The sequence below is a fragment of the Pseudomonas mosselii genome (assembly GCF_003205295.1).
GTDB lineage: Bacteria > Pseudomonadota > Gammaproteobacteria > Pseudomonadales > Pseudomonadaceae > Aquipseudomonas > Aquipseudomonas mosselii_B.
On record NZ_QJRP01000006.1, the window covers coordinates 121,821 to 135,926 of the forward strand.

At 60.0% G+C, this 14,106-nt stretch carries 12 protein-coding genes; 7 read left to right on the forward strand and 5 right to left on the reverse strand.

Translation table 11 applies throughout. The annotated features are described in order from the left end of the window. Positions 1-278: 278 nt before the first annotated feature. The 4 genes from gyrB to dnaA are packed head-to-tail and all read right to left on the reverse strand — an operon-like array spanning position 279 to position 6,493. Positions 279-2,699 (reverse strand): DNA topoisomerase (ATP-hydrolyzing) subunit B, encoded by a 2,421-nt coding sequence (gyrB, locus tag DMX06_RS08250; RefSeq protein WP_110736126.1) that lies wholly within the window; start codon positions 2,697-2,699, stop codon positions 279-281. A gap of 4 nt (positions 2,700-2,703) precedes the next feature. Further along, positions 2,704-3,807: a DNA replication/repair protein RecF gene (gene recF, locus DMX06_RS08255; protein WP_110736128.1), complete on the reverse strand. Its 1,104-nt coding sequence runs from the start codon at positions 3,805-3,807 to the stop codon at positions 2,704-2,706. Positions 3,808-3,822: 15 nt separating this feature from the next. Beyond that, positions 3,823-4,926: a DNA polymerase III subunit beta gene (gene dnaN / locus DMX06_RS08260; RefSeq protein WP_050707605.1), complete on the reverse strand. Its 1,104-nt coding sequence runs from the start codon at positions 4,924-4,926 to the stop codon at positions 3,823-3,825. 40 nt (positions 4,927-4,966) lie between these two features. Continuing rightward, positions 4,967-6,493, reverse strand: a complete 1,527-nt coding sequence (dnaA, locus tag DMX06_RS08265; protein WP_110736130.1) for a chromosomal replication initiator protein DnaA — start codon at positions 6,491-6,493, stop codon at positions 4,967-4,969. A gap of 576 nt (positions 6,494-7,069) precedes the next feature. Here dnaA and rpmH point away from each other — a divergent pair. From rpmH to mnmE, 5 genes are all read left to right on the forward strand, one after another. Further along, positions 7,070-7,204, forward strand: a complete 135-nt coding sequence (rpmH, locus tag DMX06_RS08270; RefSeq protein WP_003253163.1) for a 50S ribosomal protein L34 — start codon at positions 7,070-7,072, stop codon at positions 7,202-7,204. A 13-nt stretch (positions 7,205-7,217) separates the two neighbouring features. Further along, the gene (rnpA, locus tag DMX06_RS08275; RefSeq protein WP_110736132.1) at positions 7,218-7,619 is read left to right on the forward strand and encodes a ribonuclease P protein component; all 402 of its coding nucleotides are present in this window, start codon (positions 7,218-7,220) and stop codon (positions 7,617-7,619) included. Further along, on the forward strand, positions 7,612-7,857 hold the full coding sequence (gene yidD, locus DMX06_RS08280) for a membrane protein insertion efficiency factor YidD (RefSeq protein ID WP_011536514.1): 246 nt from the start codon (positions 7,612-7,614) through the stop codon (positions 7,855-7,857). Before rnpA ends, yidD begins: the two co-directional genes overlap by 8 nt. A gap of 2 nt (positions 7,858-7,859) precedes the next feature. Beyond that, positions 7,860-9,542 carry a membrane protein insertase YidC gene (gene yidC / locus DMX06_RS08285; protein ID WP_110736133.1) on the forward strand — a complete coding sequence of 561 codons (1,683 nt, stop codon included), beginning with the start codon at positions 7,860-7,862 and terminating at the stop codon, positions 9,540-9,542. Between the two features lie 87 nt (positions 9,543-9,629). Next, positions 9,630-11,000 carry a tRNA uridine-5-carboxymethylaminomethyl(34) synthesis GTPase MnmE gene (gene mnmE / locus DMX06_RS08290; protein ID WP_110736135.1) on the forward strand — a complete coding sequence of 457 codons (1,371 nt, stop codon included), beginning with the start codon at positions 9,630-9,632 and terminating at the stop codon, positions 10,998-11,000. 281 nt (positions 11,001-11,281) lie between these two features. Here the strand turns inward: mnmE and DMX06_RS26100 are convergent, their stop codons facing one another. After that, entirely contained in the window at positions 11,282-11,464 is a 183-nt protein-coding gene (locus DMX06_RS26100; RefSeq protein ID WP_146232189.1) for a hypothetical protein, read from the reverse strand. Between the two features lie 102 nt (positions 11,465-11,566). Here DMX06_RS26100 and mnmG point away from each other — a divergent pair, with 102 nt between their 5' ends. Together mnmG and rsmG are read left to right on the forward strand one after the other, a co-directional pair. Further along, positions 11,567-13,459: a tRNA uridine-5-carboxymethylaminomethyl(34) synthesis enzyme MnmG gene (gene mnmG / locus DMX06_RS08295; RefSeq protein WP_110736137.1), complete on the forward strand. Its 1,893-nt coding sequence runs from the start codon at positions 11,567-11,569 to the stop codon at positions 13,457-13,459. Next, the gene (gene rsmG / locus DMX06_RS08300; protein WP_110736139.1) at positions 13,456-14,106 is read left to right on the forward strand and encodes a 16S rRNA (guanine(527)-N(7))-methyltransferase RsmG; all 651 of its coding nucleotides are present in this window, start codon (positions 13,456-13,458) and stop codon (positions 14,104-14,106) included. The genes mnmG and rsmG overlap by 4 nt, the downstream gene beginning before the upstream one ends.

Here is a 14,106-nt window from a genome sequence, read left to right on the forward strand (position 1 = left end):
GTATTAGCGAGTCCATAACTGCCGATCGTTTGCGAGAATTGATGACATGTCTATCACATGCCCAATTGTTCGTCCTGTGCATGTTTGCGCCTACACTCGTATGCGCCGTGGACGGCTCGAATTCGTCTGTAGACACTGCCGTAGCTTGCCCAATCGCTAACCAGAAGAAAAAATAAAGCCGCTTCATCGAAAGGATGAAGCGGCTTTATTTTTACCCGATTTTAAATAGCTGAGGAGCCGCCCGAAAGCGCTCCTCAAGATTTATTCCGATCGACCAATCAGAAATCCAGGTTGGACACCGACAACGCGTTGCTTTCGATGAAGTCGCGACGCGGCTCGACCGCATCACCCATCAGGGTGTTGAACAGCTGGTCGGCGGCAATGGCGTCCTCGATGGTCACCTTGAGCATGCGGCGAACGGTTGGGTCCATGGTGGTTTCCCACAGCTGGTCCGGGTTCATCTCACCCAGCCCTTTGTATCGCTGGATGGTGTGGCGTTTGGTGCTCTCGTTCATCAGCCAGTCGAGGGCTTCCTTGAACTCGGTGACCGCCTTGCGACGTTCGCCACGCTGAACATAAGCGCCGTCGCCCAGCAATGTGCCCAGCTTTTCGCCCAGCGCGACGACAGTCTTGTAGTCATTGCTGCCGAAGAAGTCACGGTTGAACGTGACATAGCTGGCCAAACCATGGGAGGTTGTTTCAACGACAGGCAGCCAGAGATTACGCTCCTTGTCCTCGTGCAAGTCGGCTTTGTAAGCCAGGCCAGAACGCTGGCTGTTATCCAGACGCTGCTGGAACGCCTTCAGCCAAACATCCATCTGCGCCTTGTCAGCCAGTTGCTCAAGGGAAACCTTTGGCAGGTAGATGAAGTGCTCGGTCAGCTCTTCCGGGTACAGGCGCGACAGACGCTTGAGGGTCTTCATCACGGCGCGGAACTCGTTGACCAGCGCTTCGAGCTGAACGCCGGATACGGCTGGCGCGGACTCGTCCAGGTGCAGGCTGGCATCTTCCAGGGCCGATTGGGTCATGTATTCTTCCATGGCCTCGTCGTCCTTGATGTACTGCTCCTGCTTGCCTTTCTTCACTTTGTATAGTGGCGGCTGGGCGATATAGATGTAGCCCCGCTCGACCAGCTCCGGCAGCTGACGGAAGAAGAAGGTCAGCAGCAGGGTACGGATGTGCGAACCGTCAACGTCAGCATCGGTCATGATGATGATGTTGTGATAACGCAGCTTGTCGATGTTGTACTCTTCGCGGCCGATACCACAACCCAGTGCGGTGATCAGCGTGCCGACCTCCTGGGAAGAGATCATCTTGTCGAAGCGCGCTTTCTCGACGTTGAGGATCTTGCCCTTGAGCGGCAGGATCGCCTGGGTGCGACGGTTGCGGCCTTGCTTGGCCGAACCACCCGCGGAGTCACCCTCCACCAGGTACAGTTCGGAAAGGGCAGGGTCCTTCTCCTGGCAGTCAGCCAGTTTGCCCGGCAGGCCAGCGATGTCCAGCGCGCCTTTGCGACGAGTCATTTCACGAGCTTTACGCGCCGCTTCACGGGCACGGGCAGCGTCGATCATCTTGCCGACCACGGCCTTGGCTTCGTTGGGGTTCTCCAACAGGAAGTCGGCGAAGTACTTGTTCATTTCCTGTTCCACGGCGGTCTTAACCTCCGAGGAAACCAGCTTGTCCTTGGTCTGCGAGCTGAACTTCGGATCCGGCACCTTGACCGAAATGATCGCGGTCAGGCCTTCACGGGCGTCGTCACCGGTGGTGGCGACCTTGTTCTTCTTCGCCAGGCCTTCCTGCTCGATGTAGCTGTTCAGGCTACGGGTCAGCGAGGAACGGAAGCCGACCAGGTGGGTACCACCGTCACGCTGGGGAATGTTGTTGGTGAAGCACAGCAGGTTTTCGTTGAAGCTGTCGTTCCACTGCAGGGCGACTTCGACACCCACGCCATCGTCACGCTGAACGTTGAAGTGGAAGACCTGGGAGTTGACCGGGGTCTTGTTGGTGTTCAGGTACTCAACGAATGCGCGCAGGCCGCCTTCGTACTTGAAGAACTCTTCCTTGCCGCTGCGCTCGTCTTTCAGCAGGATGCCAACGCCCGAGTTCAGGAACGACAGCTCGCGGATACGCTTGGCAAGAATGTCCCAGCTGAAGTGGATGTTCTTGAAGGTTTCAGCCGACGGCTTGAAGTGGATGTGGGTACCGGTGGTTTCGCTTTCACCGACGACCGCCATCGGCGCCTGGGGTACACCATGGACGTAGGTCTGTTCCCAGATCTTGCCGCTACGACGAACGGTGAGCACCAGCTGCTCGGACAGGGCGTTTACTACCGAAACACCTACGCCGTGCAGACCGCCGGATACCTTATAGGAGTTGTCGTCGAACTTACCGCCGGCGTGCAGCACGGTCATGATGACCTCGGCCGCGGAAACGCCTTCTTCTTTATGCACGTCGACCGGAATACCACGGCCGTTGTCACGGACGCTGATGGATTCGTCCGGGTGAATGATGACGGTGATGTCATCGCAGTGCCCGGCCAGGGCTTCGTCGATCGAGTTGTCGACCACCTCGAACACCATGTGGTGCAGGCCGCTGCCGTCATCGGTGTCGCCAATGTACATGCCGGGACGCTTGCGTACGGCATCCAGCCCTTTCAGCACCTTGATGCTGGAGGAGTCGTACGTTTGATTTTCGCTCATGCCTTCACTCCCGATGGTCGTGGGTCTGGGTGATACGGCCCTGTTCCACGTGGAACAAGGCGACTGGCGTTTCCGTCTGCCAGCCTTCCCTCAGAAATTCGTGGTCTACACAGGTGATGAACACCTGGCAGTTCAATTCTTCAAGCAAGCGGCACAGGGCGCGGCGATGCTGCTCGTCCAACTCGGACGGCAGGTCATCCACCAGATAAATACACTGGCCGCGACGAACCTGGCTGACCAGATGTCCCTGGGCGATGCGCAAGGCACAGACCACCAGCTTCTGCTGCCCTCGCGAGAGGATGTCGGCCGCGTTGTTCGCACCCAATCGCAGGCGCAGATCGGCACGTTGTGGCCCGGCCTGGGTATGGCCCATCTGCTGATCGCGAAGGAGAGAGGTTGCGAGGACTTCGTTCAGTTCCCGGTCCTTGTCCCAACCTCGGTAGTAGCTCAGGGTCAGCCCGTCCAGTTCGACCAGCTCGCTCAGGGTACGCTCGAAGACAGGCTTCAAGGCCTTGATGTAGTTGCGACGGTATTCATCTATTTCCGCACTGGCGAGACATAACTCCCGATCCCAGGCGGCTTGCGAAACGGCATCAAGTGTACCATGCCGCAGCCATGAGTTCCGCTGCCGCAGGGCCTTCTGCAGGCGCTGCCAAGTCGCCATGAAGCGTGGTTCCACGTGGAACACACCCCAGTCGAGAAATTGACGGCGCACTTTGGGCGCACCTTCGAGCAGCCGGAAACTGTCCGGGTTGATCAATTGCAGCGGCAGCATCTCGGCCAGTTGCGCGGCGCTACGCGCATTCTGGCCATCGATACGAATGGTGAAGTCCCCCTGACGTTCCCTCGAAACGCCCAGGTTACTCATGCCGCCTTCAGCCAGTTCGACCTGACCAAACACCGTACAGGTCGGCTGATCGTATTGGATCACCGGGTTCAGCCGTGTGCTGCGGAAAGAGCGCGCCAGGCCAAGCAGATGCACGGCTTCGAGCACGCTAGTCTTGCCGCTGCCATTGGCGCCGTAAAGGATGTTGATGCGGGGGGAGGGTGAGAGGGTCACCGGGTGCAGGTTGCGCACCGCGGTGACCGAAAGACGTCGAAGGGACATGTCGCCTGCTATGGGTTACAGACGCATCGGCATGACAACGTAGGACGAGTCGTCATTGCCAGCTTCCTGCAGCAGGGCGCTGCTGTTGGAGTCCGACAGGATCAGGCGAACCTGTTCAGTTGTCATGACACCCAGCACGTCCAGCAGGTAGCTGACGTTGAAACCAATCTCCAACGAGCTGCCGTTGTAGTCGACGCTGATCTCTTCTTCCGCTTCTTCCTGCTCTGGGTTGTTTGCCTGGATCTTCAGTTGACCGGCGGCCAGTTGCAGACGGATGCCGCGGTACTTTTCGTTGGACAGGATCGCGGTACGGCTGAATGCCTCGCGCAGTGCCTGACGATCACCGATTACCAACTTGTCGCCGCCTTTGGGCAGGACACGCTCGTAGTCCGGGAACTTGCCATCGACCAGCTTGGAGGTGAAGGTGAACTCACCGGTGGTGGCGCGAATGTGATGCTGGCCCAGGACGATACTGACCATGCCTTCCGGGTCGGTGAGCAGACGCGCCAGCTCGAGGATACCCTTGCGTGGCACGATGACCTGGTGGCGTTCAGCCTGGCCAATGGGCGCCTGCATGGCACACAGTGCCAGACGGTGGCCATCGGTGGCGACGGCGCGCAGGGTGTCGGTGGACACTTCCAGTAGCATGCCGTTTAGGTAGTAGCGCACATCCTGCTGGGCCATGGCAAAGCTGGTGCGCTCGATCAGGCGGCGCAGCTTGCTCTGCTCCAGGTTGCAGGTCAGCGAGCCCGGGCCTTCTTCCACGGTCGGGAAGTCATTGGCCGGCAGGGTGGACAGGGTGAAACGGCTGCGGCCGGCCTTGACCAGCAGCTTCTGCTCGTCGACCTTGATGTCGATCAGCACGTCGCTGGGCAGGCTCTTGCAGATGTCCATCAGCTTGCGCGCAGGGACGGTGATCTCGCCCGGCTCCGCAGGCTCTTCCAGCTGGACGCGGCCAACCAGTTCGACTTCCAGGTCGGTACCGGTCAACGACAGCTGCTGGCCTTGCACGACCAGCAGGACGTTGGACAGGACCGGCAAGGTCTGGCGGCGCTCGACGACGCCTGCGACCAGTTGCAGGGGTTTCAACAGGGCTTCGCGTTGAATGGTGAAATGCATGGTCTAGTCCCTTGCCTTCAATTAGCTGCGCAGACGGCCATCAGGTCGTCAGCGTGCGCAGCAGGTTCTTGTAGTCCTCGCGGATGTCCGCGTCGGATTCCTTCAATTCGTTGATCTTGCGGCAGGCGTGCAGCACGGTGGTGTGGTCGCGGCCGCCAAACATGTCGCCGATCTCCGGCAGACTATGGTTGGTCAGCTCTTTCGACAACGCCATGGCCACCTGGCGTGGACGCGCCACGGAGCGCGACCGTCGCTTGGACAGCAGATCGGAGATCTTGATCTTGTAGTACTCGGCCACGGTGCGCTGGATGTTATCCACACTGACCAGCTTGTCCTGCAGCGCCAGCAGATCCTTGAGCGACTCTCGGATCAGCTCGATGGTGATGTCGCGGCCCATGAAGTGCGAGTGGGCAATCACCCGCTTCAGGGCACCTTCGAGCTCACGCACGTTGGAGCGGATACGCTGGGCGATGAAGAATGCGGCATCGTGCGGCAGCTCGACCTTGGCCTGGTCGGCCTTCTTCATCAGGATCGCCACGCGGGTTTCCAGCTCCGGCGGCTCGACGGCTACCGTCAGGCCCCAGCCGAAGCGAGACTTCAGGCGCTCTTCCAGGCCTTCGATTTCCTTCGGGTAGCGGTCGCTGGTGAGGATCACCTGCTGGCCGCCCTCGAGCAAGGCGTTGAAGGTGTGGAAAAACTCTTCCTGGGAACGCTCCTTGCGGGCGAAGAACTGGATGTCATCGATGAGCAACGCATCGACCGAACGGTAGAAGCGCTTGAACTCGTTGATCGCGTTCAACTGCAGCGCCTTGACCATGTCAGCGACGAAGCGCTCCGAATGCAGGTAGACCACCTTGGCGTTCGGGTTTTTCTTCAGCAGATGGTTACCCACGGCGTGCATCAAGTGCGTCTTACCCAAGCCGACGCCACCATAAAGGAACAGTGGGTTGTAGCCGTGCTTCGGGTTGTCGGCAACCTGCCAGGCCGCAGCCCGGGCCAGTTGGTTCGACTTGCCTTCGACGAAGGTTTCAAAGGTGAAGGTGCGGTTCAGGTAGCTGGTGTGCTTCAGGGCACCCTCGACCTGCACCGTACGCTGTTCGGTGCGACCGCTGGCAACCGGAGCGGTCGTGATCTCGGCCATGCTGTCGAAGCTGTTGCGTGAAGAGGGCTCCTCGACTTCGGCAACCTGTGCCGGCTCTACCACGAGTGCGCTGACAGGCTCGAGTACGGGCGCTGGCTGCTGCACCTGCGCCTGTTGCGCAAGGGTTGCCGCAACGGCGGCACTGACAGGGGCGTTGGGTGCGGCACGGGCTGCGGAACTGCGACGGCTGCCTATTAATAAGGAAAGGGCGGGTGCGATACCGCTGCCCTGTTCACCCAGCAGTTCGAGCAGGCGGCCAAGGTACTTTTCATTGACCCAGTCGAGCACGAAGCGGTTGGGCGCATAGACGCGCAACTCGTCGCCTTCGGCTTCGACCTGTAGCGGACGGATCCAGGTGTTGAATTGCTGGGCAGGCAGCTCATCGCGCAGAAGCTCCACGCACTGCTGCCAAAGTTCCACTGACACGGATATCCCCTGAGTTGAAAGCCGGATGAGGCAAAAACAAACCGCCATTGTACCGGGCGGGCGGTCAGTTATCCACACGTGACGCCACCCACTATCAGGGTAAATCCGCCAAAAAACGACTTGAACACCCTTCGGGCGCTGTTGATAAGCCCTGTGGATAACAGCACCTGTGGGCTATGCACAACCCTGGGTTCTGATCTGTGGATAAATCATCTGTGGATAAAGTGCCTATTCCTGCACAGGTTTTCCTCATGCGGGACACAGACAGAACACCCCTTACCGACAAGGTTGTGATTTTCTGTACAGTACGTAAATCATGGCCTAGAGGATGTTATCCACAGAAGGTTATCCACCTAAGATCTATAAGTTCTTCAGAAAAGCTTTTTATATGCCTCTTTTGTTTTTTTGATTTGCCCGCTTTCAGGTTAGCCAGTCGACATGATGCCCATCGACCTCGACCTTCCATAAGGAAAGGCTGGTTGGAAATTGACCTATCGGCTTGCTTTCTCTAGAATCGCCGATCTCTTAAAAAGGGGGCCCTTCCGGCCCGTTGTCGACCAACCCAGGTAACACGCCATGAAACGTACTTTCCAACCAAGCACCATCAAGCGCGCCCGCACTCACGGTTTCCGTGCCCGTATGGCTACCAAGAACGGCCGTGCTGTTCTGTCGCGTCGCCGTGCCAAAGGCCGTAAGCGTCTGGCCATTTGATTTTTCGGCACAGGTGGTGAGTCAGGACTTCAGTCGGGAAAAGCGACTGCTTACACCCCGGCATTTCAAAGCGGTCTTCGACTCCCCAACCGGCAAGGTTCCAGGGAAAAACCTGCTTATCCTTGCCCGCGAGAACGGCCTCGATCATCCACGCCTCGGCCTGGTGATCGGCAAGAAGAGCGTCAAGCTCGCCGTTCAACGCAATCGCCTGAAACGCCTGATGCGCGATTCGTTCCGCCTGAACCAGCAGATGCTGGCTGGGCTGGATATCGTGATCGTCGCACGCAAGGGGTTGGGCGAAGTGGAAAACCCAGAATTGCACCAACACTTTGGCAAGCTCTGGAAGCGACTGGTCCGCAGTCGGCCCTCTCCAGCGGTCGCCGATTCCGCAGGGGTAGACAGTCACAATGCGTAAACTGGCCCTCGTTCCGATCCAGTTCTACCGTTACGCCATCAGTCCACTGATGGCCAGTCACTGTCGTTTCTATCCCAGCTGTTCCTGTTACGCCTATGAAGCCATCGAAAATCATGGCCTCTTGCGTGGTGGGTGGCTGGCCGTTCGTCGCCTGGGGCGTTGTCATCCGTGGAACGACGGCGGTTTCGATCCCGTTCCACCTGCTCCTTCCTCCCGAACTTCTTCGATAGCCGAGTAATCATGGATATTAAACGCACGATCCTGATCGTCGCCCTGGCAATCGTGTCCTATGTCATGGTCCTCAAGTGGAACCAGGACTATGGCCAGGCTGCCCTGCCGACTCAGAATGCTGCTGCCAGCAATGCTGCCCCGGCCCTGCCGGACACCGTGCCGGCCGGCAACTCCGGTGCAAGCGCCGATGTGCCGAGCGCCAATGCTGAATCCAGCCCTGCTGAACTTGCGCCAGTCGCGGTCAGCAAGGACCTGATCCGGATCAAGACCGATGTCCTGGACCTGGCTATCGACCCGGTCGGTGGTGACATCGTCCAGCTGAACCTGCCGAAGTACCCACGTCGCCAGGACCATCCGGACATTCCGTTCCAGCTGTTCGACAATGGCGGCGAGCGTGTGTACCTGGCCCAGAGCGGCCTGACCGGTACCAACGGCCCAGACGCCCGCGCCACTGGTCGCCCGCTGTACGCCGCAGAGCAGAAAAGCTTCCAGCTTGCCGACGGCCAGGACCAGATGGTCGTGGACCTGAAGTTCAGCGAGAACGGTGTCAACTACATCAAGCGCTTCAGCTTCAAGCGCGGTGAGTACGACCTGACCGTCAGCTACCTGATCGACAACCAGAGCAGCCAGGCCTGGAGCGGCAACATGTTTGCCCAGCTCAAGCGCGACGCCAGCTCCGACCCGTCGTCGAGCACCGCCACCGGCACGGCCACCTACCTGGGCGCCGCCCTGTGGACAGCTTCCGAGCCGTACAAGAAAGTGTCGATGAAAGACATCGACAAAGGCAGTTTGAAAGAAAATGTGACCGGTGGCTGGGTCGCCTGGCTGCAGCACTACTTCGTGACCGCCTGGATCCCGAGCAAATCGGACAACAACGCTGTCCAGACCCGCAAGGACAGCCAGGGCAACTACATCATCGGCTACACCGGCCCTGCGCTTAACGTTCCTGCCGGCGGCAAGGTCGAAACCAGCGCCATGCTGTATGCAGGTCCCAAGATCCAGTCCAAGCTCAAGGAACTGTCCCCAGGCCTGGAACTGACCGTCGACTACGGCTTCCTGTGGTTCATCGCCCAGCCGATCTTCTGGCTGCTGCAACATATCCACAGCCTGCTCGGCAACTGGGGCTGGTCGATCATCGTCCTGACCATGCTGATCAAGGGCCTGTTCTTCCCGCTGTCGGCCGCCAGCTACCGCTCGATGGCGCGTATGCGTGCCGTGGCGCCGAAACTGGCCCAGCTCAAGGAACGCTTCGGTGACGATCGCCAGAAGATGTCCCAGGCGATGATGGAGCTGTACAAGAAAGAGAAGATCAACCCGCTGGGCGGCTGCCTGCCGATCCTGGTGCAGATGCCGGTGTTCCTGGCCCTGTACTGGGTACTGCTGGAAAGCGTAGAGATGCGCCAGGCCCCGTGGATGCTGTGGATCACCGACCTGTCGATCAAGGATCCGTTCTTCATCCTGCCGATCATCATGGGCGCCACCATGTTCATCCAGCAGCGTCTGAACCCGACCCCGCCGGATCCGATGCAGGCCAAGGTGATGAAAATGATGCCGATCATCTTCACCTTCTTCTTCCTGTGGTTCCCGGCCGGCCTGGTGCTGTACTGGGTTGTGAACAACTGCCTGTCGATCGCACAGCAGTGGTACATCACCCGCAGCATCGAGGCAGCGACCAAAAAAGCTGCCGCTTGACGGGCAAGCTTGTTTGCCTGTGAATAAAAACGCCCCCTAGTGGGGCGTTTTTGCTATCTGACGAATTCGTTGTAGAGGCTTTCGAGCATGAATACTGTGCGTGAAACCATCGCCGCCATCGCCACCGCCCAGGGCCGAGGCGGGGTCGGTATCGTCCGCTTGTCCGGGCCGCTGGCCAACCAGGCCGGGCAGGCCATCACCGGCCGCACGCTGACCCCGCGCCATGCCCACTACGGCCCGTTTCGTGATGCCGATGACCTGGTCCTGGACGAAGGCATCGCGCTGTTCTTCCCCGGGCCGAACTCGTTCACCGGCGAAGACGTCCTGGAGCTGCAGGGCCATGGGGGGCCGGTAGTCATGGACATGCTGCTGCAGCGCTGCCTGCAGCTGGGCTGCCGATTGGCACGTCCGGGCGAGTTCAGCGAGCGTGCCTTCCTCAACGACAAGCTCGACCTGGCCCAGGCCGAAGCCATCGCTGACCTGATCGAAGCCAGCTCCACGCAAGCTGCCCGTAATGCCCTGCGTTCCCTGCAGGGGGCGTTCTCCAAGCGCGTGCATGGGCTGACCGAGGCGCTAATTGCCTTGCGCATCTACGTCGAGGCGGCTATCGACTTCCCAGAAGAAGAAATCGACTTCCTCGCCGATGGCCATGTGTTGCGCATGCTCGATGACGTGCGCAGCGAGTTGTCCACAGTGCAGCGCGAAGCCGGGCAGGGCGCCTTGTTGCGCGACGGCATGACCGTGGTCATTGCCGGCCGGCCGAACGCCGGAAAATCGAGCCTGCTCAACCAGCTGGCCGGACGAGAGGCGGCGATCGTCACCGATATCGCCGGCACCACCCGGGACATCCTGCGCGAACATATCCACATAGATGGCATGCCGTTGCATGTGGTCGACACCGCCGGCCTGCGCGATACCGATGACCATGTGGAAAAGATCGGTGTAGAAAGGGCGCTCAAGGCCATTAGCGAGGCCGACCGGGTACTGCTGGTTGTCGACTCGACTGCACCGGAAGCCAGTGATCCCTTTGCCCTGTGGCCGGAATTCCTCGATCAGCGTCCGGATGTGGCCAAGGTTACCCTGATCCGCAACAAGGCCGATCTGAGTGGTGAAGCCGTGGGCATGGAACAGAGCGACGACGGCCACGTGACCATCACCCTGAGCGCCCGCGAGAACGACATGGGCCTGGACTTGCTGCGTGACCACCTCAAGGCATGCATGGGATATGAACAGACCGCAGAGAGCAGCTTCAGCGCCCGTCGCCGGCACCTGGAAGCGCTGCGCCAGGCCAGTGAGCACCTGGAGCATGGTCGGGCGCAGCTGACCCTGGCTGGGGCGGGAGAGCTGCTGGCGGAGGATCTGCGCCAGGCACAACAGGCGCTGGGGGAAATTACCGGGGCGTTCAGTTCGGATGACCTGCTTGGCAGGATTTTCTCGAGCTTCTGCATCGGCAAGTAGTCCACAGCCGCGTGATACCGAAGCCGCTCCTGCTTGGAGCGGCTTTTTTTTGCCTGTGATTCGGGGATTGCAGGAGCGGGCTTGAACCGTAAACACCGGTGCAGCCGGTGCCATATCTGTAAGCCTGCTTCGCGAGGCAAGCTCGCTACCACTACTTCATCCACAGACAGAAGTACTGACTCGGGAGCTCTGTGGAAAACTCGGCCTCAGCTCCGTTGATAACCGGGCTTTTTTTCTGAGGACAACCCGCCCTGTGGGTAACAGGCACATTCATCCACAGGTTAAACAGCGCTATCCAGAGCCCACAGGCCTGTTTCGACACAGGGTTTTGATTCTCTGTACATGCCGTATTCTGTGGCCTTGAAATACTTATGCACAGACAGGATGGGCCCTAAACATAAACATAAAAACAAAGCTTTTTTAAATTTTTCCTCTTTGTTTTCTTTTGCCTGCCATTCATCCACAGCCTGCTCATTTTTTGCTCAGAAGGTTTCTTTGAAGGGCGGTAAGTCCCTATACTTGTCCGCTTACCTTCTCTATTCGCAAAAACAGGCACGAGGTGCGTGGTGGATTTCCCTTCCCGTTTTGAAGTGATCGTCATCGGCGGCGGCCATGCCGGTACCGAGGCTGCGCTTGCGTCCGCACGCATGGGTGTGAAAACCCTGCTGCTGACCCACAACGTGGAAACCCTCGGTCACATGAGTTGCAACCCGGCCATCGGCGGCATCGGCAAGAGCCACCTGGTCAAGGAAATCGATGCGCTCGGCGGCGCCATGGCGCTGGCCACCGACAAGAGCGGCATCCAGTTCCGCATCCTGAACAACCGCAAGGGCCCGGCCGTACGCGCCACCCGTGCGCAGGCCGACCGCGCCATCTACAAGGCGGTGGTGCGCGAAATCCTGGAAAACCAGCCGAACCTGTGGATATTCCAGCAGTCCTGCGATGACCTGATCGTCGAGCAGGAGCAGGTCAAGGGCGTGGTCACGCAAATGGGTCTGCGCTTCTTCGCCGACTCCGTGGTCCTGACCAGCGGGACCTTCCTCGGCGGACTTATCCACATTGGTCTGCAGAACTACTCCGGTGGTCGCGCCGGCGATCCACCCGCCAACGCCCTGGCCCAGCGCATGCGTGAACTGCCGCTGCGCGTCGGCCGGCTGAAGACCGGCACGCCGCCGCGCATCGATGGCCGTTCCGTGGACTTCTCGGTGATGACCGAACAACCGGGCGACACGCCGATCCCGGTGATGTCGTTCATGGGCAATGCCGAAATGCATCCGCGCCAGGTGAGCTGCTGGATTACCCACACCAACGCCCGCACCCACGAGATCATCGCCTCGAACCTCGACCGTTCGCCGATGTACTCCGGCGTGATCGAAGGCATCGGCCCGCGCTACTGCCCGTCGATCGAGGACAAGATCCATCGCTTCGCCGACAAGGAAAGCCACCAGGTGTTCATCGAGCCGGAAGGCCTGACCACCCACGAGCTGTACCCCAACGGTATTTCCACTTCGCTGCCGTTCGACGTGCAGCTGGAGATCGTCCGCTCGATCCGCGGCATGGAAAACGCCCACATCGTCCGTCCGGGCTATGCCATCGAGTACGACTACTTCGACCCACGCGACCTGAAGTACAGCCTCGAGACCAAGGTCATCGGCGGCCTGTTCTTCGCCGGCCAGATCAACGGCACCACTGGTTACGAAGAGGCCGGCGCCCAGGGCCTGCTGGCCGGGACCAACGCCGCGCTGCGTGCCCAGGGCCGTGAAAGCTGGTGCCCGCGCCGCGACGAGGCCTACATCGGCGTGCTGGTCGACGACCTGATCACCCTGGGGACCCAGGAGCCGTACCGCATGTTCACCTCGCGTGCCGAGTACCGGCTGATCCTGCGTGAAGACAACGCCGACCTGCGCCTGACCGAGAAAGGTCGGGAGCTGGGCTTGGTCGACGACCAGCGCTGGGCCGCGTTCTGCGCCAAGCGCGAAGGCATCGAGCGTGAGGAACAACGCCTGAAGAGCACCTGGGTTCGCCCGGGCACGCCGCAGGGCCAGGCCATTGTGGATAAGTTCGGCACCCCGCTGGCCCACGAATACAGCCTGCTCAACCTGCTCGCCCGTCCGGAAGTCGACTACGCTGGCTTGATCGAGGCGACCGGCGGTGAAGTGATCGATCCACAGGTTGCCGAACAGGTCGAAATCAAGACCAAGTACGCCGGCTACATCGACCGCCAACAGGAAGAGATCGCCCGTCTGCGCGCCAGCGAAGACACGCGCCTGCCTGTGGATATCGACTACACCACGATTTCCGGCCTGTCCAAGGAGATCCAAGGCAAGCTCGGACAGACCCGTCCCGAGACCCTGGGCCAGGCGTCACGCATTCCGGGTGTCACCCCGGCGGCGATTTCCCTGTTGCTGATTCACTTGAAAAAACGCGGCGCAGGCCGCGAATTGGAGCAAAGCGCTTGAGTTCTCAGGTCACCCCGCAACACGCCGAAGAGTTGTCCACAGGTGCGCGCCAGCTCGGTGTCGAGCTGAGTGCGCAGCAGCACGAGCTGCTGCTGGGCTACCTGGCCCTGTTGATCAAATGGAACAAGGCCTACAACCTGACCGCGGTCCGCGACCCGGACGAGATGGTCTCGCGCCACCTGCTCGACAGCCTGAGTGTCATGCCGTTTATCCACAATGACACCCAGCGCTGGCTGGATGTCGGCAGCGGCGGCGGCATGCCGGGCATTCCGCTGGCCATCCTGCATCCGCACAAACAGGTGACAGTGCTGGACAGCAACGGCAAGAAGACCCGTTTCCTCACCCAGGTGAAGATGGAACTGAAACTGGACAACCTCACGGTTATCCACAGCCGGGTGGAAGAGGTCCAGCCCGAGCAGCCGTTCTGCGGGATCGTTTCCCGAGCGTTCAGCAGCATGGAGAATTTCACCAACTGGACCCGCCACCTGGGTGACGCCCGCACGCAATGGCTTGCAATGAAGGGGCTGCATCCTGCCGACGAACTGGTAGCATTGCCCGCAGACTTCACAGTGGAAAGCGAGCAGGCCCTGACCGTTCCAGGTTGCCAGGGCCAGCGCCATCTGCTGATACTGCGCCGCAAGGCATGA

Excerpts from the sequence above, each read along its gene's own strand:
- yidC (WP_110736133.1), top strand. The coding sequence starts at position 7,860 with ATGGATATTAAACGCACGATCCTGATCGTCGCCCTGGCAATCGTGTCC.
- gyrB (WP_110736126.1), bottom strand. The coding sequence starts at position 2,699 with ATGAGCGAAAATCAAACGTACGACTCCTCCAGCATCAAGGTGCTGAAA.
- dnaN (WP_050707605.1), bottom strand. The coding sequence starts at position 4,926 with ATGCATTTCACCATTCAACGCGAAGCCCTGTTGAAACCCCTGCAACTG.
- rpmH (WP_003253163.1), top strand. The coding sequence starts at position 7,070 with ATGAAACGTACTTTCCAACCAAGCACCATCAAGCGCGCCCGCACTCAC.
- mnmE (WP_110736135.1), top strand. The coding sequence starts at position 9,630 with ATGAATACTGTGCGTGAAACCATCGCCGCCATCGCCACCGCCCAGGGC.
- recF (WP_110736128.1), bottom strand. The coding sequence starts at position 3,807 with ATGTCCCTTCGACGTCTTTCGGTCACCGCGGTGCGCAACCTGCACCCG.
- yidD (WP_011536514.1), top strand. The coding sequence starts at position 7,612 with ATGCGTAAACTGGCCCTCGTTCCGATCCAGTTCTACCGTTACGCCATC.